Source organism: Micromonospora haikouensis (assembly GCF_000876225.1).
Lineage (GTDB): Bacteria > Actinomycetota > Actinomycetes > Mycobacteriales > Micromonosporaceae > Micromonospora > Micromonospora haikouensis.
Genome location: NZ_JXSX01000001.1, coordinates 2,855,153 through 2,879,399, shown reverse-complemented (window position 1 = coordinate 2,879,399; position 24,247 = coordinate 2,855,153). Strand labels below are relative to the sequence as shown.

Sequence of the window (24,247 nt, the reverse complement as noted above, 5' to 3'; positions counted from 1 at the left end):
ATCACGCAACGCAACCAGCGCGGGCAACGCGGCGGGCCAGCAGCCACGGACCCCAACCCCAGCGCTCCGCGAGGGCTTGATCGCGCACCGTGATTCCACGTAGCGTCTAACATCGATGGATACGAACGGGTCCGCGCAGGTGCTGGACATCCTCGACAAGGTCGCGCCGGCCGAGTTCGTGCCGGCCAGCCCGCACAACTTCGTCGTACGACCGGGCGGGTCGGTGCCGGCGGAGAGCCTGCTCGGCGACCCCGACGTCAGCCTGCACTGCCTCGACGACGAGCACCGCCTCGCGTACTTCGTGCAGACCCCGCCGGGGGTCGACCTGGCCGGCGGGCCGTTCCTCTACCTCGACCAGTACCGGGCCGCGCAGCGGCTGGTCACGGTGCCCTACGACACCCTGCACCGGCTCGCCGACGGCCTGCCCGACCCGGCCAGGCTGGTCCTGGTCTACTCCGTCGGGCGCTGCGGTTCGACGCTGCTGAGCAGGGCGTTGGGCGAGGTGGCGGGGGTGCGCAGCTACTCCGAGCCCGACGTCTTCACGGAGATCGCGCTGCTGCGGCACGAGGACCCGGGCCGCGACGCGGAGTACGCGCGGCTGATCCGCAGCTGCGTCCGCGTCCTCGCCAACACCGGGAGTGGGAGCACCGAGACGCTGGCGGTCAAGTTCCGGGCCAGCGGGATACAGCTCGGCGACCTGTTCCACGAGGTGTTCCCCGACGCCCGGGGCGTGTTCCTGCACCGCGACGCGCGCCCGTGGCTGGAGTCGATGCACCAGGGCTTCACCCCGCACCTGCCCGACCCGGGGGCGCAACTGGCGTTCCTGAAGTACGTGCTGGCCCAGGCCCCGCTGATCATGCCTTTCGTCGCCCGGCACGAGCGGCAGCCGACGACGACGGAGGCGTACGTGTTGACCTGGCTGTCGGTGCTGGACCGCTACCGCGCGCTGCGCCGCGCCGGGGTGCCGCTGCTGCCGGTGGCCTACGAGGCGCTCGACGCCGACCCGAAGGCGACCCTCGCCGCCGTGCTGGCCCACTGCGGCCTGCCGGCCGACGACGTGGACGCGGCGTACGCGACCTTCTCGGCCGACTCCCAGGAGGGCACCGTGCTGTCCCAGGCGAGCCGCCGCAGCAACCCGACGGCGGCCCTGGCCGCGGAGGACTACGCGCAGGCGCGGGCGGTCCTCGCGGAGCATCCGGTCGTCGGCCCCGACGATCCGCTCGTGCGCGGTCTGGTGGAGCCGCAAGGCGGTCCGATCGAGCCGTAACGGGATCCGGGGAGAGCTTGCCCGCGCGCGAGACGATCTCGCACAGGTAGGTTGACAGGGTGACTGGACGGTTCCCGATCGAAGACGTCTCCCCCGCCGTCTCCTGCGGTCGCTACCCGGCCAAGGCGGTGGTCGGCGAGGCGGTGCCGGTGTCGGCCCGCGCCTACCGGGAGGGGCACGACGCGCTGGGCTGCAACGTGGTCTGGCTCGGCCCCGACGGGCGGGCCCGGCCGTTCACCCGGATGCGCCCCGGCGAGCCCGGCCACGACCGGTGGCACGCCACCATCCGCCCCGACGCCGTCGGCGAGTGGACCTTCACGGTCGAGGCGTTCCAGGACCCGTACCTGACCTGGCAGAACGCGGTCACCAAGAAGATCGCCGCTGGGCAGGGTGCGGCGGAGCTGGCCAACGACCTGGCCGAGGGCGTACGCGTGCTGACCGCCGCCCTGCCCGTGGTGCCGGCGGGCGACGTCGCACGGGTCAAGGCGGCGGTGGCCGCGCTGGACGACGACGGCCGGGAGCTGCCCGCCCGCGTCGCCCCGGCCCTCGACCTGGCCGACCTGCTCTGGGCGCACCCGGTGCGCGAGCTGGTCACCACCGGCGACGAACACCGGCTGTGGGTGGACCGCCCCCGGGCGCTCTTCTCCGCCTGGTACGAGTTCTTCCCCCGCTCGGAGGGGGCGATCCCGGCGACCGTGGACGCCCCGGCCCGCTCCGGCACCTTCGCCACCGCGATGGACCGACTTCCCGGCGTCGCGGCGATGGGCTTCGACGTGCTCTACCTTCCGCCGATCCACCCGATCGGCCGGGTCAACCGCAAGGGCCGCAACAACGCGCTCACCGCCGGGCCCGACGACGTGGGCTCGCCGTGGGCGATCGGCGCGGCCGAGGGCGGCCACGACGCCATCCACCCCGATCTGGGTACGCCGGAGGACTTCCGCGACTTCGTCGCCGCCGCCGCCGAGCAGGGCCTGGAGGTGGCGCTGGACCTGGCGTTGCAGTGCGCGCCGGACCACCCGTGGGTGACCGAGCACCCGGAGTGGTTCACCACCCGCGCCGACGGCAGCATCGCGTACGCGGAGAACCCGCCGAAGAAGTACCAGGACATCTACCCGCTGAACTTCGACAACGACCCCGAGGGCATCCGGGCGGAGATCCTGCGGGTGGTGCTGCACTGGGTCGGCGAGGGCATCCGGATCTTCCGGGTGGACAACCCGCACACGAAGCCGTTCGACTTCTGGCACTGGCTGATCGCCGAGGTGAAGAAGGTCGACCCGGACGTGCTGTTCCTCGCCGAGGCGTTCACCCGGCCGGCGATCATGCACGGGCTCGGCAAGATCGGCTTCACGCAGTCGTACACCTATTTCACCTGGCGCACGACGGCCGCGCAGATGCGGGAATACTGCGAGGAGCTGGTCGCCTCCGCCGACCACATGCGGCCCAACTTCTGGCCCAACACGCCCGACATCCTGCACGAGTCGTTGCAGCACGGCGGCCCGCCGATGTTCAAGATCCGGGCGGTGCTGGCGGCGCTGCTGAGCCCCTCCTGGGGCATGTACGCCGGCTACGAGCTGTTCGAGCACGTGGCCCGCCCCGGCGCGGAAGAATACCTCGACAACGAGAAGTACGAGCTGCGGCCCCGCGACTGGGCCGGCGCGCAGGCGCAGGGGCGGTCACTGGCCCCGTTCATCGCCACCCTCAACCGGGTCCGGCGCGACAACCCGGCCCTGCACCGGCTGCGCAACCTCGTCTTCCACGACATCGACAACCCGGCGCTGCTGTGCTGGTCCAAGCACGACCCCGACACCGGCAACACGGTGCTCGTGGTCTGCTCGTTCGACTCGCAGACCGTGCAGTGGGGCAACACCACCCTGGACATGCCGGCGCTGGGCCTCGACTGGGCCGACCGGTTCACCGTGCACGACGAGCTGACCGGCGCGGTCTACGACTGGGGGCAGCGCAACGCCGTGCGGCTCGACCCGTACCTCCAGCCCGCGCACGTGTTCACCGTGCGCCGGCCCGCCACCGCAGACACCGCCCCCACCACCGACGCCGTTGCTGCTGCTGACAAGGACGAGCCACGATGGACGAGCTGATCGCCGGCACCGCGCACGACCCGCACGCCGTGCTCGGCGCGCACCCCGCCGACGGGCGCACCACGATCCGCACCCTGCGTCGGGGCGCCCGGCGGGTGAGCGCCGTCGTCGGCGGGCAGCGGTACCCGATGACCCGGGTCCACGACGCGGGCGTGTTCGAGGTCGTCCTGCCCGGCACCGTGCTCGACTACCGGGTCGACGTCGACGGCGCGCTGCGCGACGACCCGTACCGGCACCTGCCCACCCTCGGCGAGCTGGACCTGCACCTGATCGGCGAGGGCCGGCACGAGCGGCTGTGGGAGGCCCTCGGCGCGCGGGTGCTCGACGCGGGCGTCGCGTTCGCGGTGTGGGCGCCCAACGCGCGCGGCGTGCGGGTCGTCGGCGACTTCACCGGCTGGAACCCCGACGACGGCTGGCCGATGCGGTCGCTGGGCTCCAGCGGCGTGTGGGAGATCCTCGTGCCCGACGTCCCGGCCGGGGCGAAGTACAAGTACCGGGTGCTGGGCGCCGACGGGCGGTGGCGGGACAAGGCCGACCCCCTCGCCGCGTACGCGGAGGTGCCGCCGGCCACCGCGTCGGTGGTGCACCGCTCGGCGTACGAGTGGACCGACGCCGACTGGCTCGCCCGCCGCGCGCGGCGGCAGCCGCACCAGGAGCCGATGAGCGTGTACGAGGTGCACCTCGGCTCGTGGCGGCCCGGCCTCGGCTACCGGGAGCTGGCCGAGCAGCTCACCGCGTACGTGACGGAGCTGGGCTTCACCCACGTGGAGTTCCTGCCCGTGATGGAGCACCCGTTCGGCGGTTCCTGGGGCTACCAGGTCACCGGCTACTACGCGCCGACGTCCCGGTTCGGCGACCCCGACGACTTCCGGCACCTCGTGGACACGCTGCACAACGCCGGCGTCGGGGTGATCCTGGACTGGGTGCCCGCACACTTCCCCAAGGACGAGTGGGCGCTCGCCCGCTTCGACGGCACCCCGCTCTACGAGCACCCCGACCCGCGCCGCGGCGAGCACCCCGACTGGGGCACGTACGTCTTCGACTTCGGCCGCCGCGAGGTGCGCAACTTCCTCGTCGCCAACGCGCTGTACTGGTGCGACGAGTTCCACGTCGACGGGTTGCGGGTCGACGCGGTGGCGTCGATGCTCTATCTCGACTACTCCCGGCCCGAGGGGCAGTGGGCCCCCAACGTGCACGGCGGCCGAGAGAACCTGGAGGCGATCGCCTTCATGCAGGAGGTCAACGCCACCGTCTACAAGCACCACGCCGGGGTGGTCATGGTCGCCGAGGAGTCGACGGCCTGGCCGGGCGTGACCCGGCCCACCGCCGACGGCGGGCTGGGCTTCGGGTTCAAGTGGAACATGGGCTGGATGCACGACACCCTGCTCTACACGTCGAAGGATCCCATCTACCGGCAGCACCACCACCATCAGCTCACCTTCTCCCTGGCGTACGCGTGGAGCGAGAACTACGTGCTGCCGATCAGCCACGACGAGGTGGTGCACGGCAAGGGCTCCCTGGTGGCGAAGATGCCCGGGGACACCTGGCAGCGGCTGGCCAACGCGCGGGCGCTGCTGGCGTACATGTGGGCGCACCCGGGCAAGCAACTGCTGTTCATGGGCTGCGAGCTGGGCGACGACCGGGAGTGGAGCGAGGAGCGCGGCCTCGACTGGTACCTGCTGCACGACCCGGCGCGGGCCGGCGTGCAGCGCCTCGTCGGGGACCTGAACCGCGTCTACCGGGACACCCCGGCGCTGTGGGCGCAGGACACCACGCCGGCCGGGTTCCGCTGGATCGCCGGCGACGACGTCGCCCACAACACGGTGTCGTTCGTGCGGATCGCCCCCGACGGCGCGACGCTGGTGTGCGTGGCGAACTTCTCGGCGCTGCCGCTGGAGGACTACCGGGTCGGGCTGCCCGCCGCCGGGACGTGGACGGAGGTGCTCAACACCGACGCCCACCACTACGGCGGCTCCGGGGTGGGCAACCTGGGCGAGGTGCACGCGCAGGGCGTGCCGTGGCACGGGCTACCGGCGTCGGTGGCGCTGCGGGTGCCGCCGCTGGGCGTACTCTGGCTGCGCCGGGACTGACCAGGGCCGGGTCCCCGGCCCCGTCGCGGCGGTGACCCTCACACGGTGGTGAGGGCATGGCCGGTCGCGTCGTCGAGCCGCACCACCTGTGGGTCGAGGGTACGCAGCCAGCCGTCCAACGCCACCACGATCCACGCCCTCTCCCAGCGCAGCTGTCCCTCGCGCCAGCCGGCCAGCAGCGTGTCGACGGCGGCGGGACGCAGCAGTTCCCGCACCGGGGCGTCGGGCGCGCCGGCGGCCCGCACCCACGGGGCCAACGGTCCCTCCCGCATCCACCGGTCCATCGGCAGGCCGAAACCCCACTTGGGTCGCCTGGTGCTCCGGATCAGCTCCTCGTCGCCCAGCCAGTCGGCGAAGCGCCGCTTGCCCACACCCCGGGCCGGGTCGACGGCCAACGCACGACGGGCGAACGGCACGTCCACGAACGGCACCCGCACCTCGACCGAGGACGCCATCGAGAAGGTGTCGGTGTCGGCGAGCAGCATCCCGCCGAGGTAGTGCTCGATGTCGAACCGCAGCAGTGCCTGACAGGTGCGGTCGCCGGTGCTCGCCCGCCCCGGACGGGGTTCGTACCAGGGGGCGAGTGCCCGCACGTCCGGGTCGAGCAGCAGCCGGCGGGCGACCTCGCCGAAGCCGGCGGCATCCCGCGGTCCGGTGGGACCGACCAGTTGGGCCACCTTTCGGTGCCGCAGCCGCACGGCCCGTTCCAGCGGTCGAGCCAGCCCCAGCCGGTCGGTGACGCGCAGCAGCCCGAGCCGCCGCAGTTGCCGGAACCACGGGTAACCGGCGAGCACCTCGTCGCCGCCGGTGCCGGAGAGCGCGACCTTCAGGCCGAGGCTGGCAATCGCGCGGTTGACCACGAAGACGTTGAGGCCGTCGATCGAGGGACGTTGCATCGCCGCCAGGTAGTGACGCACGTCCGCCTCGTCAGGACTGGACGTCACGATCTCGTGCCGGTGGCCGAAGCGCCGGGCGATGACGGCGGCGTTGCTTCCTTCGCCCATCTCCGTGCCCTGGTCGACCGTGACGCAGATCAGCGACTGCCCCAGTTCCCGGCAGGCCCAGGCGAGCGCCCCCGAGTCAAGCCCGGAGGAGAGCAGCAGCGCCACGGGAACGTCGCTGAGCAGGTGCAGCGAGACCGACCGCAGGAACTCGGCGCGCAGCTCGTCGGGGGAGGTTTCGGGCAGGTCGGTCAGCACGCCCCGGTGCACCGGACCCTCGGTTCGGCCCAGGCGGTCGTCCCACCGCACCCAGCCGTTCGCCGGCACTGCCCGGATGCCACTGAACGGGGACGCGGTGCGGCTCATCGAGCCGAACATGAGGTAGTGGGTGAGCGCCGCGCGGTCGACGGCGGGCCGGGGCACGAGGCCGATCAGGGGCCGGCACTCGGACGCGAACGCGATCGCGCCGTCGGCGGTGACCGTCCAGTAGAGGGGTTTGATCCCGAACGGGTCGCGGGCGAGGGTGAGGGCGTGCTCCCGGTCGTCGTACACGGCGATGGCGAACATGCCGCGCAGCTCGCGGAACATCGCCGTGCCCAGCCTGGTCCACAGTTCCGGCAGGATCGCGCCGTCGCAGCGGGCCGTGGTGTGCAGGCGGAACCGGCGGCGCAGCTCCTCGTGGTTGTAGATCTCGCCGTTGAACACCACGGAGACCTGGCCGTCGGGCGAGACGAACGGTTGGCGGCCCGCGTCGGACAGGTCGACGATGGCCAGGCGGGTCTGCCCGAGGGTCACTCTCTTGCCGCCCCACCGGTCGGCCGCGTCGGGCCCCCGGTGCTCCTGGGCAAGGTTGATCCGCCCCACGAGGGCGTCGTCACCCTCGACGCGGCCGGACGGTCGCACCACGCCGCACACACCGCACATGCCTGCTCCTCGCCTGATCCAACTGGCCAGAAGGAACTTACCCGATAAGACAGTCATACAACGCATTGATTTGCTAAACGGACACAGCGACCTTGCGGGGTGTCGCCATGGGCGCAGCCTTGCTCTCCGGGGCGAGCCTGGGCGCGTCGGCCCGTCCGGCGACTACCCGGTGCGCCCCGTCACGCGGATCCTGCCCGAGAGACCGAGCACCGTCGGGGCCACGTACTCCAGTTCCACGGTCTCGCCCACGCCGACCGTGACCTCGTGCTCGGCCACGGCGAAGTCGTCGGTGCCGCCGAAGGGCACGACGACCCGCACGCTGCTCGGGCCGGCGGACACTTCGAACTCGTGGCTGCCCCAGCCGGGCACAGGCACCTCGACACCGGCGAGCAGCAGCCGTGGCCCGGTGGACCGGTACAACTCAGCGAAGGGACCGTCGGGACAGGAGAAGGTGATCCGCAGGCAGGGGCGCGTTGGCCCCGGGTACGGGTCGGGTCGATTCGTCACAATGACCGGCAGCGGCACGACCCTGTTGCGCCGCGCCTCGCGGCGGTTCGCCCAGGCGAAGTACCGGGGAACACCGACCAGTGCGGTGATCAGGTAGACGCCGACGGCGAGGATCAGCACGATGGTCAGCCCGATCCGCGCCATGCCCAGGATCGTCACGGCCAGCGCCCACACCCGGGACACCGGCCGGCCGTACCGGCAGTCGGTGTTGCCCTTGCCGAAGCACGCCTCCCGGAAGTCGACCGGCCCGCCCCGGTCGGCCGGGGTGACGGCGGAGTTGCGGGTGACGATCCGCACCTCACGCCCGTCGCCGGTCCGGACGGTTACCGCGCAGTGCCACCAGTAGCCGAAGCCGTCGCCGCTGACCGGACCGACCCGTCGGCACGCCCCCACCGTGCCCTGCGCCGGACGCTCCGCCGGGGTGGACTTCACCACCCCCGTGCCCGAGTAGAAGCCCGTCATCGTGTCGAACACCAGCCACGAGACGACGATGGCCACGGCGCAGGCGACCGCCGCTCCGAACTTCGCCAGCCGACCCCAGAACGGCCCACGTCGCTCGTACGCGGCGATCAACTCGCGCTGTCTCGCCGCGGTTTCCTCGGGAGAGGTCCGGCTCACCACGGTCCCCCTGTCCGGCCGCCGCGGTCGGACGGTCGACCCGTCGCCTTCCCCGAGACTGTCCGCACGCTTCCGCCCTCGTCGACGAAAATCGCCAGGAGCCAGGTGACAGCCGAGGACGGACTCCCCCGACTGGGCACGCTCACGCCTGCGACGCGAGCAGGTACGCGCCGCCGGTCAGGGCCACCACACCCAGCAGCACCATCAACATCCCGAACGCCCGGTCGAACAGGATGAAACGATCCCGAGGTCGCTCGTCGGCTCGACTCGTCCTGCCGCCGAGACCGATCGGGCGCACGAGGCGTTGAGCAAGCTCGATGTGCCGGGCCGCGATGCCCCTGTAGTCGGCCGCGAGAGCCAGACCCGTCACGATCAGGAGCAGTCCGAAGGAGACTGCCACAATCGCTCGCCCCACGATGACACCTCCGCGTACGGGGGCGGGCTCCGGTGCCGGCCCCACATCGATCGACTCGTCAGGTTGAGCACGGCACAAGGCACCCGTCGCTCTACCCGGCGGACCCGTCTGCTTTGCGGGGGAACAGGCGGCCGTGCAGCCGAAGGTACCTCGGCGCACCAAGGGCAGCCCTGACGACGGCGGTCCCGCCAAGGATGATCATCAGGAACCAGCCCAGCTTGCCGACGGCCAGCAGCAGGCCCTACAGCGACTGGTTGGCGGCCCTGCCGACCCGCGCACACGCCCCGCCCGTGGCCTGCACGGCCCGGTCGCCCGGCCCGCGAACCACCGTCCCGGTGCCCGGATCGAGACTGACCAGGGTGGACAGCAGCAGGAACGTTCCCACCGCCGCCATCATCATCAGGATCGAAACGACCACGTTCCGCACGCAATACCCGACAGGGCCCAGACCCGCCGACATCCGCAGCTCGCGCTCACCGATGTCGGCGCTCTAGAGGCTCGTGTCGAACACCGCCCGGATCAAGCGCACAGCACCCCGGACGCCCGCCGATCACGCCAATCGCGTCGAACGAACACGCCGCACGTTGACAGTCCGCATGTCAGCACTTGAGGAACCTCACGGTATAGCCCTCGTCGGGGTCGCTCTCGTACCCGAAGAGCCCGACCTCCCCTTCATCCGTCCGACGAACGACCAGCTCACCGGACGGCGGACTCACGGATGATCCAAGCTTGTCGAACTCTAGGCGGACCCGGGGCGAAGTGGCAGTTTCACCGAAGGTCCAACTGCCGTTGCCTTCTTCGGGTTGCACGCCCCCGTAGTCCCGGTCAAGGAGGTAGCCCTCGACGAACTCGTCATCCTCGTGCAAGACCCCGAAGAAGTCGCGCGACAACATGACGAGATCGAACCTCCCACCAGCCTCCACGGTCAGAAGATCGCCACCGCCCGAACACCATTCTCCGGTCACTTCCTCCACCAGGATCGGCGTCGACGCCTGGCTGCAGGCACCGACAACCGCACCCACGGCCAAACAAGCCACCGACATGATCGAGGCACCGACCTTACCGACAGTCATCATCGTTTCACCCGCCGCGGTGGCGCATCAGCTCTCGATCGCGTAGAAGACGACCATCCTCGGCCACTCGCCAAACTCGTTCACTTCGCCGGCACTGTAGTTCAGGCCAAGGACCTCGACGTTTCCGTCGGCCCGCAGCGCATCGATCGATTCAGCGACATGGCGCAACAACCCAGCGACATCCCCCTGCCCCTCCCCGAAAGGAAGACCGATCGAATAGTAGTTGCACACCCAGTCCCTATTCGGGACATTCGAACCACCCAACTTAACCCCCGAAAACAGGTTCTACCGACGCTCAAGAAACGAGAGCGGGGTTGATCCAGCAAACCAATATGCAGACGACGACCGCGCCGACCGTGACCGCCACACCACCAGCCGCCGCCGCGCTTCCTGGCTCCGGTGCCTCAAACTTGACACCCTCGCCGCCCTCTTCTTTCTTCTTACCTCCCGCACCGTAGTGACTCTGCCTCTTCTGCCCGTTACGCGAGTCGATCTTCTCATTCGTGGTCTGCTTGGCCTTGGCTCTTTTGTAGACCTTTTCATCCACCGGAAGGCCATCCTTCCGGTCTTTGAGTGCCTGCCTCTCCTCCTCCGTCAACTGCTCACGAATATTGCGCTTACCACGCCCCCCGGATGCGGCCCAGCAGACATCCGAATCCCTACACTCTTCCATCTCCTGCACTTCTTGCTGGTGCGTACGCTCATTGGAAGCCAGCAGCTCCTGCGCCTCTTGCCGCTTCCGCCGCTCCTCGTTACTGAGGCACGAATCCGGGCGGGGGCATCCGCGGTGCCCTGGCCCCCGAAATCCGCCGGCATTGATGCCTTTTCGATACATCCTGGAACGAGTGGTGCTCTTGCGGTTCTTTCCGCCCCATTCTACGTTCCTGGTACTGCCGCAGCCGTATTTACAGCCCGTCGTGGGGCTATATCCATAACAGTCAAAATGCTTGCAGTCGTCAGGAATCATTCCGGTCGGGTCACTAAGGGTGACCGGGGTGTTGTTGGCGTAGGAGTAGCCGTTCCACTGTTGTGGTTGGCCGGTGTCCTGAAGCGAGTCGACGGAGGCGAAGCGTCCGATGGCCGGGTCGTAGGCGCGGGCGCCGACGATGGTGAGCCCGGTCGGGCTGATCGGCTTGTTGAGGAAGCCGCGGTTGTCGGGAACGGCCACCGCCGCGCCCCGGCCCGCGCCGTACGGCGTGTACTGCCGCCAGGTGGGGTTCTGCGCGGTGTTGTCGAGGTACAGGGTCGGGGTGCCCTGGTGGTCGGCGATGGCGAAGGCGTAGGCCGTGCCGCTGCCGGAGCGGATGCAACTGCCGCCGCCCGGGAGTGCGTGGTAGCGGTTGCCGTCGACGGCGTTCGTGGCGGTGTTGAGGGTGAGCTGCTGCCCCGGCAGGTAGAGGGTGGTCTTGCCGGGTTCCTTCTGGAGCAACAGGTTGCCGTCGGCGTCGTAGGTGAAGGTGTTGTTGCCGCTGGTGCCGCCGGTCACGCTGGTCAGCTTGCCGGCGTCGTCCCAGGCGAGGGTCTGGTTGCCCTGGGCGGCGTTACGGCCGGTGGTGTTGCCGGCGGCGTCGTACGTGTAGGAGGTGCTCCCGGTCGCCCCGCCGCTGGTGGCGGTGGACGTCAGGGTGTGGGGCTTGTTCTGCCCGTTGCCGTCGTACGTGTAGGTGGTGGTCGTATCGGTGCCGCCGGTCAGGTTGTGCTCGACCTGCTGGGTGCGGTTGCCGATCGGGTCGATGGTCCAGGTGGTCCAGTAGGCGCTGCCGGTGCTGAGGGTGTTGCCGACCATGCTCTTGTTGGCGTTGGTCGGAGTGGTGGCGCAGGCGTCGGTGGCGGTCCACGCGTCGGTGAGGCGGGCAAGGCCGTCGTAGCCGTAGCACTGGGTCTCCGCCGGGGTGGTGGCCCCGAGGCGCTTGCTGGTCTTGCGGGTGATGTTGCCGACCAGGTCGTACCTGTACTCCTGCTCGTCGACCGTGGCCGGGGTGGCCGTGGAGCGGGTGACGAGCTGGTTGGTCAGCCGGCTGGTGTGGGTGTCGTAGGTGTTGGTGACGTAGGCGGCGCTGGTGGCGGTGCCGATACTCTGCTGGTTGACCCGGCCCCAGGCGTCGTAGGTGACGCCGGTGGTGTAGGCGGCGAGGCCCGCGAGGGTGGTGGGCAGGTCCAGCAGGCCGGAGTAGCCGTGCAGCACAGTCTCGGCGGGCAGGCTGCCCTTGGCCGGGTAGGTGTCGGTCAGCGGCAGGCCCAGAACCGAGGTGTACGAGTGCCCGAAGACGTACGAGCCGGCGAGGGCGCCCTCGGTGGCGGGGATGGTGACGGTCTGCCCGAGGCTGCTGCCGAAGACGTTGAACGCCTTCTGCTGAGTGGTGTAGGCCTGCCCGTCCCGGTAGGCGATGGTGGTGGTGAGCTGGCCGACGGCGTTGGTGACCCCGGCGACGGCGTTGCTGTTGTCGTACGCCCAGGCGGCGCGTTGATTCGCCGACGACTGGCTGACCACGGTGGCAGCGTACTCGCCGGTCTTCCGGTCGAGGGCGTCGTAGGTGTAGGACAGGGTCTTGGCGCGGCCATCGGTGGACTGGACCAGGTTGCCGTTGGCGTCGTAGACCATGCTGCTGGTGCCGGCATCGGGGTCGGACTTCGCCACGACCTGGCCGAGCAGGTTGTAGGTCGAGGTCCACACGTTGTTGTCGGCGTCGGTGAGCGTCGCCTGGTTGCCGCGGCTGTCGTAGCCGTACGTGCTGGTCGTGGCGGTGCCGCCGGTGACGGTGAAGTCGCCGGTGAAGGTGTCCGCCGGGGCGGTCACCGTCGGGCGGGCCTGGTATTCGTGCAGCTCCTTCTCCCGGCCCAGCGGGTCGGTGACGGTGGCCTTGACCACGCCACCCGTGGGCGGCACGACCGTGGTGCGGTCCCCGGCGTGGATCGTCGTGGTGGTGGAGACGGTGACGCCGTTCTTCGCCGCCGTGGTGACGATGGCGCGGCCGAGGCCGTCGTAGGTGGTGAAGGTCTGGTGGGGCACCTGCTTGCCGAGGGTCGCCGCCGACACCGGCGTGGTGACGGCGGGCGTGGTCGCGTCGTCCCACCACCCGTTGTACGACGCCCTGGTCCAGCCCCGGGTGTCGTAGAACGTGTCGCTGATCATCCGGCCGCCCTGCGGGGTGACCGTCTGCGTCTGCCGGCTCCGCAGCAGGGCGTCGTAGAGGGTCACCGAGGTCTGGTAGCCGTTGGAGTTGTTCAGCTTCTGGCTGGTCACCGCCGTGACGCCGGTCTTGGACACCGTGTAGGTGAACTTCTGGTTGGCGTTGCTGCTAGTCGCCCGGTTGTGCAACCAGACGGCGGTGGCGCGGCCCAGGGCGTCGTACTGCTGCCGGCTCACCACGTTGTTGGCGTCGGTGCTGGTGAGCATGCCGCCGCGCTTCGGGTTGATCGTGGCGGACGACGTCTGGTTCAGCGCGTTCGTCGTCGACGTCCCGGTGACCAGGTTGGCGGCGTTCATGGTGTAGGCGGTGGTCGTCTTGTTGTTCTTGGCGTCGTACTCGTCGACGACCCGGCCGTACGTGTCGTAGGTGGTCTTCTCGCTGGTCTGCCAGACGTAGGCGCCGGCGGTGTGGTCCCTGGCGACCTGGGTGAGGGTGACGTCGCCCTTGGTCGGGGCGGCGGCCTGCGGGAACGTGGTGGCGAACGTCGGGTCGTCGTAGAAGTTCCGCTCGACCTTGACCACCTGCGCCGGCCGGCTCACCGTCGCCGGGGCGGTCAGCGTGTTGACGCTGCCCGGTTCGGAGGCGGGGCTGCCCTGGGTGAAGCCGCCGCACGCCACCGACACGGTCTCGGTCTGGCTGACCAGCCCGGCCAGGTTCGCGCCGGCGTTGACCGGGGCGTACGTGTAGCTGGTGCACTGGTCGTACGCGGTGTTGACCGGCACCGTGTAGGTGTAGGTGTGCTTCAGCTCGCCGAAGGTGGCGCTGGCGGTGTTCGCGTCATAGCTGTTGTCGCTGGCCGTGTAGCGCCAGGTCAGCGACGTGCCGCTGGTGACCGCCTGCCGCGCGTACGTCTTGATCGGCGCGACCCACTGCGCGGTCAGCGCCGACAGGCCGGTGCGCGAGCGGGTGGCGGTGGCCCCGGACACCCAGTAGGAGGTGATGGTGGAGGAGTCGACCCGGCCGCCCTCGCCAAGATACTGGGTCGTCTCCAGTTCCCTGCCGGCGAGTTCGTCGACGTCCTCGTGGACGCCGCCGGCGGAGTCGGTCAGGTTGACCACGGTGGTGGAGTTGTTCTTGCTCATGCCGCGGTGGTAGGCGACCTCGGACTGGGTGCGGCGGTCGTTGACGCCGTCGCCGGTGAAGGTGCGCACCTTGGCGTAGCCACGGAACTGCCCGTAGGTGCGGTACTTGGCCTTGACGACCTCGTTCTCGTCGTATCGCCAGGCCGCCCCGCCGAGGTAGCTGTAGCTGGTCGACAGCGCGGGCGCCCCGCCGGTCGGGTCGGTGGAGGTGACCCGGGTGACCGCGTACTTGTGGAACCAGTCAAGCTTCGGGTTCACGTACCCGTCGGGGGTCCAGTAGACCGGGTAGCACGACTTGGTGTTGGTGGCCGGGGTGGTCGTCACCGGGGCGGTGCACGGCACCGGCAGCTCGTAGCTCGGGGAGATCACCGAGCCGGTCTCGGTGGTGATCGTGCTGATCCGCTGCCGGTAGAAGTTGGGCAGCCCGCCGGTGGTGTCGACCCGGTTGGCCAGCTTGACCCCGGTGAACGACACCGACGGCAGGGTGATCGCCGCCGTCGAGCCGCCCGCGCTCGTGTCGTGGCCCGTGCGGGCGACCGACGTCAGCCACAGCGTCGGCGACGTGCCGTCACCGGTTGCCGGCATGGTGTGCGACAGGGCGTACGAGTCGACCGCTTCGTAGGCCGACGTGGCCGTGTTGTACTGCTGCGCCTCGATGGACGTCAGGCGGACCGTCGAGAAGAACGACGGGCTCCAGTCGTCACAGTCGGTGCCGGAGTTGCAGATCAGGTCGAACGGCACGTCCGGCCAGTTCGCCTTGTTCGCCGAGTTCAGCGGCTGGCACGTCCCCGACAGGCAGCGGTCGCCGGTGGTGAACACCACCCGGTTCGGCACGGTGCCGTAGGCGTTGCCGTCGGTGAACCCGTAGTCGATGCGCGCCAGGTTGCTGTCCCGCACGTACGACACGTCGGTGGCGCCCTTGTTGCGGCCGTAGAAGTTGGTGGCCTGCTGGTAGTAGTAGGCCATCGCGTTGCCGTGGACGTCCTTGACGTAGTCGAGGTTCCACCGGTATGCCATCGTGCACACCGACGAGGAGAACCCCGCCGCGTTGTAGCACGGGTCCCCCGAGTGCGGGGAGTAGACGGGGCTGTGGTCGACCGACTTCGTCTCGGCCTTGCCCGACGTCCAGCCCGGCAGGCGGTTACGGCCGAACTCGTACACCGTGCCGTCGCGCAGCGTCACCCGCCAGTAGTCGGTGTTGTAGGTGCCGGTGCCGTTGTTCGCGTTCACGACGTGGGTGATCACCTCGCCGTTGTCCGACTCCGGCTTCCACTCGCTGGCGCCCGAGTCCCACACCAGCGACGTCGACGACCCGTTCAGCGACAGGGTCAGGATCGGCCCGTCGTAGCACCGGTCGTAGGTCTTCACCGGCGACGCGCTGCCGCCCGGGTCGTCCATGCAGGAGGCGAACGTCTGCTCCACGTACGACCGGGGCGTCGACCAGCCGTCGCCCACCCACGACGACTGCGCGTTCGTCGACGCGGTCTGCCCGTCGACGCTGCCCGAGTCGTACGAGAGGGCCACCGTGGGCACCAGGTCCGACGCCGCCGGCGGCACCGTCACCGGGTACGAGTACGTGAACGAGCCCGTGCTCCCGCCGCCGGTCCACGAGCCGGACGGCTTGAGGTCGGTGGCCGCGTAGGTGCCGCCGTTGCCGCCCTCCTCGCCGGCCGCGGCCACCGCCGCCAGTACCACGCGCGCACCGGACGCGGAGGCGGTCATCGGCACCTCGGCCGAGACGGTCCGCGCCACCGGGTCGTTGGTGGACGCCAGCGGCTGCGCCGTGCGGCACGCCGCCGCCTTCGGCGTGGTCAGCGCGCACTCGGGCAGCCGGACTAGCCGCAGCCGCGACCCGTAGTTGCCGCCGAACGCCTCCGCGAAGCCCGCGTAGTCCACGCCGACCCGCGCCGCGCCCGACGACCGGTCCGGGGTCACCGACAGCAGCACGCCGTCGACGCCGGCCGCCTCGGCGGCCTTGCGGTCGGCCACCGTCACCGCGAGCCGCTTCGGCCCGGCGGGTTGTCCGCTTTTGACCGCCACCGGCTGCGCCCACACCGGGGTGCCCGCCGCCCGCGCCTTCGGCGACCCCGCCGACAACGCCTGCGGCGCGCCCAACTCGACCTGCGCCGACGCGGCGGTCGGCCACACCGTCCGTGAGGGGCGGTGGGTCGATTTCGCGTCGTCACGCGGCGTCACGAACCGCGTCGGCAACGGCTTGACGCCCTTCACCGCCGGGCCCGGCGACGTCGCGGGCGGCTTCGCCGGGCCCTCGCCCTTCGGCTTCGCGGCGGCCGGCGTGCCCGACCACAACCCCGCCACCAGCGCCGCCGACACGGCCACCGCGACCAACCGTCTCGGCCCAGTCAACAGGCGTGTTCCCCCGTGCCCGACCATGCGCGCTCCACTCCACAGAAGACAGAAAGCCACGCAGCGTGCCCGAACGAGCACCCACGTGGCGCGAACAATGTTTCACGTCCGCTCAGGCCGGAGGTCACGGCAAGGTAACGATAGGAGGATGACGCGCGGATCAAATGCTCCACAGGGAGTCCGAAAGGGACAACCCGGTGTGATGTTCGGCGTTCCCCGGGGCCGCGCGGGCTGATTCACTGTGCCCGCCCACCGGACGCGATTCCGCGTCCGCCGGACACAGTCACGGGGGAGGAACCACTCCATGCCCTTGAACAGCCCTCCTATCAGGACAACCGGGGTGAAGGCGATCGGGTCGATCGTCGCGACGAGTGTCGTCGCGGCGGGCGCGGCCATCGCTCTGGCCGCCCCGTCGGCCGCCGCCGCAGCCCCCGCGGCGCCCGCCGCAAGACCGGCCGCCGGCCCGCTCGGCGTGGACCGGGCCATGGCCGAGGCGCGGCGCACGGGCCGACCCGTCGAGGCGACCGCCGCCGGCAGCTCCACCTCCACCGTGACGGCCCGCCCCGACGGCACCGTGGAGCTGACCCAGACCGCCGTGCCGACCCGCACCCGCGTCGACGGGAAGTGGCGCAGCCTCGACCCGACCCTGGTCCGCCACGCCGACGGCAGCATCACCCCGACCGTGACCACGAACCAGGTCCGGCTCTCCCCCGGCGGCACCGGCCCTCTCGCCGAACTGACCAGCGGCGACCGCGCGCTGTCGCTCACCGCGCCGATGGCGCTGCCCGCGCCCACGTTGTCCGGGCCCACCGCCACCTACCCCGAGGTGCTGCCCGGCGTCGACCTCACCGTCCGCGTCACCGGCGAGGGCAGCTTCTCCCACGTCTTCGTCGTCAAGAACCGCCAGGCCGCCCGACACCCCAAGCTGGCCACCCTCGACCTGACCACCACCACCCGGGGCATCACCCTCACCGCCGACACGGCCGGCAACCTCACCGGCCACGACCGCTCCGGCCAGGCCGTCCTCACCGCCCCCGCCCCGACCATGTGGGACTCCACCACCGCCACGACCACCGGCCCCCACCAGCGAGGCACCGCCGCGTCCAGCGCCACCGCACCCGGCCACGCCGCGAAGAGCGCCCCCATCGGCGTACGCGTGTCCCCCGGCACGCTGCGCCTGGCCCCTGACCGGAAGCTCCTCGACGACCCGAAGACCGCCTACCCGGTCTACGTCGACCCCACGTTCAACTGGACACCCGTCGGGCCGAAGATGTCCGGCTGGGCCACCATCTCCTACCAACACCAGTCCACCAACTACTGGAAGGACACCCCCGACCTCATCGGCCGCATGCAGGTCGGCAACTCCGGCAGCCAACGCTCCCAGACCCTGATCAACTTCCCGATCCCCTACAGCACCCTCGCCGGGGCCGAGATCTACGACGCCATCTTCAAGATCACCAACACCAAGTCGTGGAACTGCACCGCCAAGACCGTCAACATCCACGCCCCCGCGACCACCCTCACCTCCGGCAACGCCACCTGGAACCACTGGGGAGGCGTCACCAAGGGCAGCGTCGTGGCATCCAGGAGCTTCGCCTACGGCTACAGCGGCTGCGACGCCGACGCCGCCTCCTTCGACGTCACCAACCAGATCGAAGCCGACGTCACCGCCAAGAAGCCCACCCGCACCCTCTGGATGGTCGCCGCGAACGAGGCCAGCGACACGCAGAGCTGGAAGGAGTTCCTCGAAACCAGCCCCACCCTCACCATCCGCTACAACCACAAGCCCAACACCCCTACGGGGATGACCACCTCACCCACCACGTCCTGCGCCGCCGCCAGCCCCACCGTCGTCGGCGACACCTCGGTCTCGCTCTACGCCCCGGTCTCCGACACCAACCGCGGCACCCTCGGCGTCACCTTCAAGCTGTGGAAGGCCAGCGCTCCCGGGACACCGCTGGTCAACACCAACCCGAACCTGCTGACGTACTCCTCCGGCAGCACCGCCGTGTACGTCGTGCCCCGCGCCACCCTCGCCACCGCCGCCGGCGTTACCGGGACCAGCAACGGCGTGCCGACCACCTTCGCCTGGCAGGTCCAGGCCACCGACTTCCGCACCCCCAGCAACTGGTCGGCCACCTGCAAGTTCACGTTCGATGCGACCAGGGCCGGGCCGCCGCGGATCTCGCCGCCCGCCCAGACCACCGTCGGCGTTCAGGCCAGCTTCACGGTCGCGCCGCCCGAGGCCGGCACGGTGCCGACCGCCTACACGTACCAACTGAACGCCGCGCCGCCGGTGACCGTCACCGCGGACGCCAGCGGCAACGCGACGATTCCCGTCCGACCCACCCGGCTGACGAACACGCTCTCGGTCACCAGCGTCACGGCGGCGGGCCAGAACTTCGGCGAGACCGACACCCTGACCTTCAACGCCGTCCCCCCGGCCACTCCGGCGTCCGACGGTGACCTCACCGGCGACGGCCGGGCCGACCTGCTGAACGTGGGCTCCGCCAACAACCTCGCGGCGGGGATCTGGCTGGCGGAGAACAACGGCGCGGCCGGCGTCAACCCGAACATCAGCAACATCGGCGCCCGGGGCAACGGGGTCTCCGGGACCAACTCGCCGGCCGACTTCGACGGCGCCCAGGTCGTCAGCGGTCGCTTCCTGGGCGGCAGCTTCCAGGACTTGCTGGTCTACTATCCGGCCGCCGACCCCGTCCGCGCGGAGCTGATCGCCGGCAACGGCGACGGTTCGGTGCTGCGCCCGGAGCGGGTCGAGAACCAGTTCGGCATCGAGGGTTCGCTGCTCAACGACCCGAACGGCAACCCGCCGATCCAGCTCGTCAACGCCGGCGACAGCCGGCAGGCCGGCTCCGGCTATCCCGACCTGATCGGGACCAGCGGGGACGCCACCAACGGCTACTTCCTCACCTACTATCCCAACTTCGGCATCACCGGTGGCTACCTCGGCACCCAGCACACCACCGCGTCCACCCCGACGGGTGGCACCGACTGGAACAACTGGCGCATCGCCACCGCCGAGGCGTCGGACGGCACCGCCATGTTCCTGTGGAACCGGACGACCGGCGCGCTGCACCTGTGGACCGGCCTCGCGTTCAACCAGGACACCGGGCAGCTCACCTACACCGCCCGCACCCTCGCGGCGTCCGGCTGGAACACCGGCGCGAGCCTGAGCCTGCGCGCGGGCGACGTCAACGGCGACGGCACCGCCGACCTGTGGACCGTGGGCGCCGACGCCGCCACCACGGCCTGGCTGGTGACCGGCCTCCAGGCCGGCAGCGCCACCGTGACCGCGCAGCCGAAGCAGACCCTGATCACCTCGGACCACACCTGGAAGTTCGACGACAGCGGCGACGGGGCGGTCACGACCGCGACGGACGTCACCGGCGGCAGCACGCTGACCGCCACCGGCGGCGACGCCCACTGGCGCAGCGACGACCTGTTCAGCCCGGCCCTGATCATGAACACCGACGAGACCGGCACCGCGGTGAACCCCTCGGGCGACGGGGCGCTGACGGTCAACAGTCCCCTGATCGACACGACGAAGTCGTTCAGCATCTCGGTGTGGGCCAAGCCGACCGCGGCGGGCGGGGTCATCGCCAGCGAGGACGGCGCAAACGCGTCGCGCTTCCTGCTGTGGAACAACACGAGCGACAACACGTGGCGCTTCGGCATGGGCAACGCCGACAGCGGCTGGTCGTACACCCAGGTGGTGACGCCGGCCGGGACGGCGCTCGGCGTCTGGACGCACCTGGTGGCGACCTTCAACGCCAAGACCCGGACGATCTCGCTGTACGTGAACGGGGTGCTCAAGGGCAGCGCCCAGTTCACCGCGACGCCGACGTGGCCCAGCGGCGGCAAGTTCGTCGTCGGCCGCTACCTCTACCAGGGCCAGCCCACCGCCTACTACGCCGGGATGATCAGCAACCTCCAGGTGTGGAAGCGGGCGCTCACCCCGACCCAGGTGGGGGCCACCAACACCGTGCCGGCGACCGGGGCACGCACCCCGTTCGGCGCGACCACCTGGACGCCGCCCGGCACCGGGACCACGGAGACGGACATCTACGCGGCCGACACCGGCGGCAACCTGTGGCGGTACCGCAAGCAGAACGCGCAGGTGGCCACCCCGCGGCTGATGTCGACCGGGTGGAACCAGTTCACCGTCTTCGGCATCGCCGACTGGGACCACGACGGCAACCAGGACATCGTGGTCCGCGACAACACCTCCTGCGAGCTGCAGGTCTTCCTCGGCACGGCCGACGACCTGAGCGCCACGCCGACGTTCCTGGGCAACCAGTGGTGCAACTACCGCCCGTACGGGGTGGCCGACTGGAACCGCGACGGCTTCCAGGACGTGATCACGGCGGGCTCCACCAACGACCTGTGGGTGTATCCCGGCGACCTCGCCGGGGGCACGAGCGCCCGGGTGGACATCGGCGACGGCTGGTCGACCGACTACACCCCGTACGGCATCGCCGACGTCGTCGGCGACCCCACGCCGGACGTCTACACCCGAGTGGTGAGCAACGGCACGCTGCGGTTGTACGACTTCCCGGCGGTGGGCATCACCCAGGTCGGCGTGGGCTGGGGCGGTTACACCTCGTTCGGCCTGACCGACTTCAACCGCGACGGCAAGCCCGATGTCGTCGCCCGGGAGAACTCGACGGGGATCCTGTGGCTGTATCCCGGCGCCTCGGCGGGCCTGCTGAGCGCCCGCAGCCAGATCACCACCGGCTGGTGACGTAGGGTGACCGGCTGGCCGGGCCCGTCGGCCCGGCCAGCCGGTGCCGGGCGGGGACGGGCGGGGACGGGCTCAGACCAGGCCCGCGTCGCGCAGCAGCTTCCACAGGCCCGCGCCGTCCGGCGCGGAGAGCCACTTCTGCCCCACGGGACCCGAGGAGGAACTGCCCGACGGGGTGGGCAGGCTGCCGGCGAGCACCGACTGGGTGGGTGACAGCCGGCGGATCGCCACGCCGGCCACGTTGTCGGGGTGCCCGGCGGCGAACTCGCGGTAGATCTCCGGGTCGTGCTGGCCGTCGTCGCCGATGAGCAGCCAGCGCACGTCGGGGAACTCGCGCGACAGCCGGGCCAGGGTCGCGCGCTTGTGTTCCCGGCCGCTGCGGAACCACCGGTCGGCCGTCGGCCCCCAGTCGGTGAGCAGCAGCGGCCCGGCCGGGTAGAGGTGCCGGGACAGGAACCGGGTCAGCGTCGGCGCGACGTTCCACGCGCCCGTGGACAGGTAGAACACGGGCGCGCCGGGGTGGGCGGTGACGAGGCGCTCGTAGAGCACCGCCATGCCGGGCACGGCGGCGCGGGCGTGCTCGTCGAGGACGAAGGTGTTCCACGCGGCGAGCAGCGGACGCGGCAGGGCGGTCACCATGACCGTGTCGTCGATGTCGGACAGGATGCCGAACCGGACGTTCGGGTCGAGGACGCGGATCAGTGCCTCCACCGGCTCGGCGTCGGCGACGCTGAGGCGCACCGACGCCCAGCCGGGGGTCAGGTCGGCCTCGACGACGGTGTCGACGAAGCCGCTGCGGTCGGCCTTCGCCTCGTGCGTCACCCCGCCGGCCTCGATGGTGACCGTCACGTGTTTGGCGGGCAGGGTGGTGAAGCTGCGCCAGCCGCGCACCTTCTCCAGCCGCTGCCGGGACCGGGTGTCGGGGCGGCCGAGCAGCACCCGGCACAGCACCCGCGCCCAGCCGGGGGCGCCGTAGCCGGCGTACGCGATGATGTTGGTCTGCCACCCGGTGCGCCGCAGCCGGCGCTCGACCAGGTTGTGCACGGCGTCCTCGAACCGCGCGGCCCGGTGCAGGTTCGGTACGGCCAGTTCGCCGGCGGGTGTCGGTGGCACACGGCAACCCTGCCACACCGCGGCGACGTCGGCCACGCGAGCCGCCGGCTCCGCGACGGCCGCACGGGCGACCGCGGCCCGCCTCCGGTCTGCGGCGATCCGGCCCGGCCCGCCCCGGTCGCGTGACACACTCCGGTCGGGGCGGCGACGGGGGCGTTGGTCGTGTCGACAGCTGTGCGGGACCGTGGGCGGTGGCGTCCGGCGCTCGACCGGCCGGCGCTGGCGGCGCTGCTGCTCGGGCTGGCCGGGCTCGGCTACCGGCTGGTCCTCACGCTGCTCACGGTGCCCGTGTCGAACAGCGACGAGGCCACCTTCGGCCTGGCCGCGCTGCACATCGCCGAGGGCCGGGAGCACCCGATCTTCCTGTACGGGCAGCGCTACATGGGCATGGCGGAGGCGTACCTGGCGGCACCGCTGGTCGCCGTCGCCGGGCCGAGCTGGCCGGTGCTGCGGCTGCCGGTGCTGGCGCTGTGGGCGCTGTTCGTGTTCCTGGCGTACCGGCTGACCCGCCGGATCTGCGCGCCGTGGTTCGCCGTGCTGGTCGTCGGCCTGCTCGCGCTCGGCCCGGAGCGGGTGCTGCGCGACCAGTTGCAGGCGGTCGGCGGGCGGCCCGAGGTGAAGCCGGCGGTGCTGGCGATCCTGCTGGTGGCGGTGGGGCTCGCCGACGGGCGGGTGCGGTCCCGGCCGCTGGCGGCGGGGGCGGCGGGGCTGCTGGCCGGGTTGGCCGTCTGGTCGGACTGGCTGATCGTGCCGTACCTGGCGGCGGCCGTCCTGCTGCTGGCCTGGGTGCTACGCCGGGAGCTGCTCGGTTGGTGCGGGGCGGCGCTGGCCGCCGGGTTCGCCGTCGGGGCGGTGCCGCTGATCGTCGACAGCCTGCGCGCGTCGCCGGGGCAGGACTCGCTGTCGGTGGTGCGGCGGATCAGCGGGGAGGCCGGCGCGGCGCCGCCGCTGGCCGGGCGGCTGCGCGGCGGGCTGCTGGAGGGGGTGCCGCTGGCCACCGGGCTGTGCCCGGCCGGCGGCTGCGCCCGCTGGCAGCAGTGGTTCGGGGTGGCCTACCCCGTGCTGCTGGTCGCCGCCGCGGTGCTCGCGCTGGTCGCGTACCGGCGGGCCGCCGCCGGGCCGGCCGGCGACCGGGTCGGGCCGGCCGCGCAGCTCGCCCTGGTCGCGGGCGCGGCGTCGACCCTCGCGGCGTACGTGCGCAGCCCGCTGGCCGCCACCGACCCGCTGAACAACGCCCGCTACCTGTCGGTGCTCCAGCTGTCGCTGCCGGTGGTGCTGTGGCCGCTGTGGGTGGCGGCCCGGCACGTGTGGCGGGGCCCGGCGGGCGCGGCCGGGCGGCTCGCCGGGGCGTCGGCGACGGCCGCGCTGGCGGGGCTGGCCGCCACGGCGTTGGCCGCCACCGGCCTGTTCGTGGCGGGTCTCGGGCCGCTGCGCGTCGAGGAGCGGCAGGCCCGGCAGCTGGCCGACGTGGTGCGCCGGGCGGGGCTGCGCGCGGTGTACGGCGAGTACTGGACCTGCAACCGGCTGGTCTTCGAGACGGCGGAGGAGGTGCTCTGCGGGGTGCTCGACGGGCGGCTGATGCCGGGGCAGAACCGCTACCGGCCGTACTGGCGGCAGGTGGCGCTGGCCGACCGGCCCGGGTACGTGCTGGTGGCCGGCAGCCCGGCCGACCGACGGCTGCGGGAGCTGCTCGGCCCGCGCGCCGGGGCGGCGCTGCGCGCCGAGGTCGGCCGGTATCGCGTGTACCACCCGGAGACGGCCGTGCGGCCGTGGCGCTGAGCGGGGTGCGTACGCTGGCCCG

The 24,247-nt window shown here is 71.3% G+C and carries 13 protein-coding genes; 5 read left to right on the top strand and 8 right to left on the bottom strand.

Going from position 1 to position 24,247, the window contains the following annotated elements:
- The first annotated feature begins 115 nt into the window (after positions 1 to 115).
- From TK50_RS11895 to glgB, 3 genes are read left to right on the top strand one after another with little or no spacing between them, the layout of a single operon-like run.
- Positions 116 to 1,267, top strand: coding sequence for a sulfotransferase family protein (locus TK50_RS11895; protein ID WP_082106261.1), 1,152 nt, complete (start codon positions 116 to 118; stop codon positions 1,265 to 1,267).
- A gap of 59 nt (positions 1,268 to 1,326) precedes the next feature.
- Positions 1,327 to 3,363, top strand: coding sequence for an alpha-1,4-glucan--maltose-1-phosphate maltosyltransferase (locus tag TK50_RS11890; RefSeq protein WP_043962796.1), 2,037 nt, complete (start codon positions 1,327 to 1,329; stop codon positions 3,361 to 3,363).
- Positions 3,351 to 5,453 carry a 1,4-alpha-glucan branching protein GlgB gene (glgB, locus tag TK50_RS11885; RefSeq protein ID WP_043962795.1) on the top strand — a complete coding sequence of 701 codons (2,103 nt, stop codon included), beginning with the start codon at positions 3,351 to 3,353 and terminating at the stop codon, positions 5,451 to 5,453. The genes TK50_RS11890 and glgB overlap by 13 nt, the downstream gene beginning before the upstream one ends.
- Positions 5,454 to 5,491: 38 nt before the next feature.
- Here glgB and asnB read toward each other — a convergent pair whose 3' ends face one another.
- The 7 genes from asnB to TK50_RS11850 all read right to left on the bottom strand — a co-directional run bounded on the left by asnB (position 5,492) and on the right by TK50_RS11850 (position 16,571).
- Positions 5,492 to 7,318, bottom strand: coding sequence for an asparagine synthase (glutamine-hydrolyzing) (gene asnB / locus TK50_RS11880; RefSeq protein ID WP_158499166.1), 1,827 nt, complete (start codon positions 7,316 to 7,318; stop codon positions 5,492 to 5,494).
- 162 nt (positions 7,319 to 7,480) lie between these two features.
- On the bottom strand, positions 7,481 to 8,443 hold the full coding sequence (locus TK50_RS11875) for a DUF6346 domain-containing protein (protein WP_144420217.1): 963 nt from the start codon (positions 8,441 to 8,443) through the stop codon (positions 7,481 to 7,483).
- A 142-nt stretch (positions 8,444 to 8,585) separates the two neighbouring features.
- Positions 8,586 to 8,858 (bottom strand): hypothetical protein, encoded by a 273-nt coding sequence (locus tag TK50_RS11870; protein WP_144420216.1) that lies wholly within the window; start codon positions 8,856 to 8,858, stop codon positions 8,586 to 8,588.
- A 241-nt stretch (positions 8,859 to 9,099) separates the two neighbouring features.
- Positions 9,100 to 9,276 (bottom strand): hypothetical protein, encoded by a 177-nt coding sequence (locus tag TK50_RS34130; protein WP_158499165.1) that lies wholly within the window; start codon positions 9,274 to 9,276, stop codon positions 9,100 to 9,102.
- A gap of 181 nt (positions 9,277 to 9,457) precedes the next feature.
- Positions 9,458 to 9,934, bottom strand: coding sequence for a hypothetical protein (locus TK50_RS11860; RefSeq protein ID WP_043962790.1), 477 nt, complete (start codon positions 9,932 to 9,934; stop codon positions 9,458 to 9,460).
- Positions 9,935 to 9,958: 24 nt separating this feature from the next.
- A complete protein-coding gene (locus TK50_RS11855) occupies positions 9,959 to 10,162 on the bottom strand; it encodes a hypothetical protein (protein WP_043962789.1) in 204 nt (67 codons plus the stop codon).
- 64 nt (positions 10,163 to 10,226) lie between these two features.
- Complete coding sequence (locus TK50_RS11850) at positions 10,227 to 16,571, bottom strand: RHS repeat-associated core domain-containing protein (RefSeq protein WP_241773974.1); 6,345 nt, start codon at positions 16,569 to 16,571, stop codon at positions 10,227 to 10,229.
- A gap of 340 nt (positions 16,572 to 16,911) precedes the next feature.
- Between TK50_RS11850 and TK50_RS35415 the strand changes: the two genes are divergently transcribed.
- Positions 16,912 to 21,333, top strand: a complete 4,422-nt coding sequence (locus TK50_RS35415) for a LamG-like jellyroll fold domain-containing protein (protein ID WP_043962788.1) — start codon at positions 16,912 to 16,914, stop codon at positions 21,331 to 21,333.
- 72 nt (positions 21,334 to 21,405) lie between these two features.
- Here TK50_RS35415 and TK50_RS11840 read toward each other — a convergent pair whose 3' ends face one another.
- The gene (locus tag TK50_RS11840; RefSeq protein ID WP_043964328.1) at positions 21,406 to 22,446 is read right to left on the bottom strand and encodes an App1 family protein; all 1,041 of its coding nucleotides are present in this window, start codon (positions 22,444 to 22,446) and stop codon (positions 21,406 to 21,408) included.
- 162 nt (positions 22,447 to 22,608) lie between these two features.
- Here TK50_RS11840 and TK50_RS11835 point away from each other — a divergent pair, with 162 nt between their 5' ends.
- Complete coding sequence (locus TK50_RS11835) at positions 22,609 to 24,225, top strand: hypothetical protein (RefSeq protein WP_043964326.1); 1,617 nt, start codon at positions 22,609 to 22,611, stop codon at positions 24,223 to 24,225.
- Positions 24,226 to 24,247: the final 22 nt, after the last annotated feature.

Excerpts from the sequence above, each read along its gene's own strand:
- TK50_RS11895 (WP_082106261.1), top strand. The coding sequence starts at position 116 with ATGGATACGAACGGGTCCGCGCAGGTGCTGGACATCCTCGACAAGGTC.
- glgB (WP_043962795.1), top strand. The coding sequence starts at position 3,351 with ATGGACGAGCTGATCGCCGGCACCGCGCACGACCCGCACGCCGTGCTC.
- asnB (WP_158499166.1), bottom strand. The coding sequence starts at position 7,318 with ATGTGCGGTGTGTGCGGCGTGGTGCGACCGTCCGGCCGCGTCGAGGGT.
- TK50_RS11860 (WP_043962790.1), bottom strand. The coding sequence starts at position 9,934 with ATGATGACTGTCGGTAAGGTCGGTGCCTCGATCATGTCGGTGGCTTGT.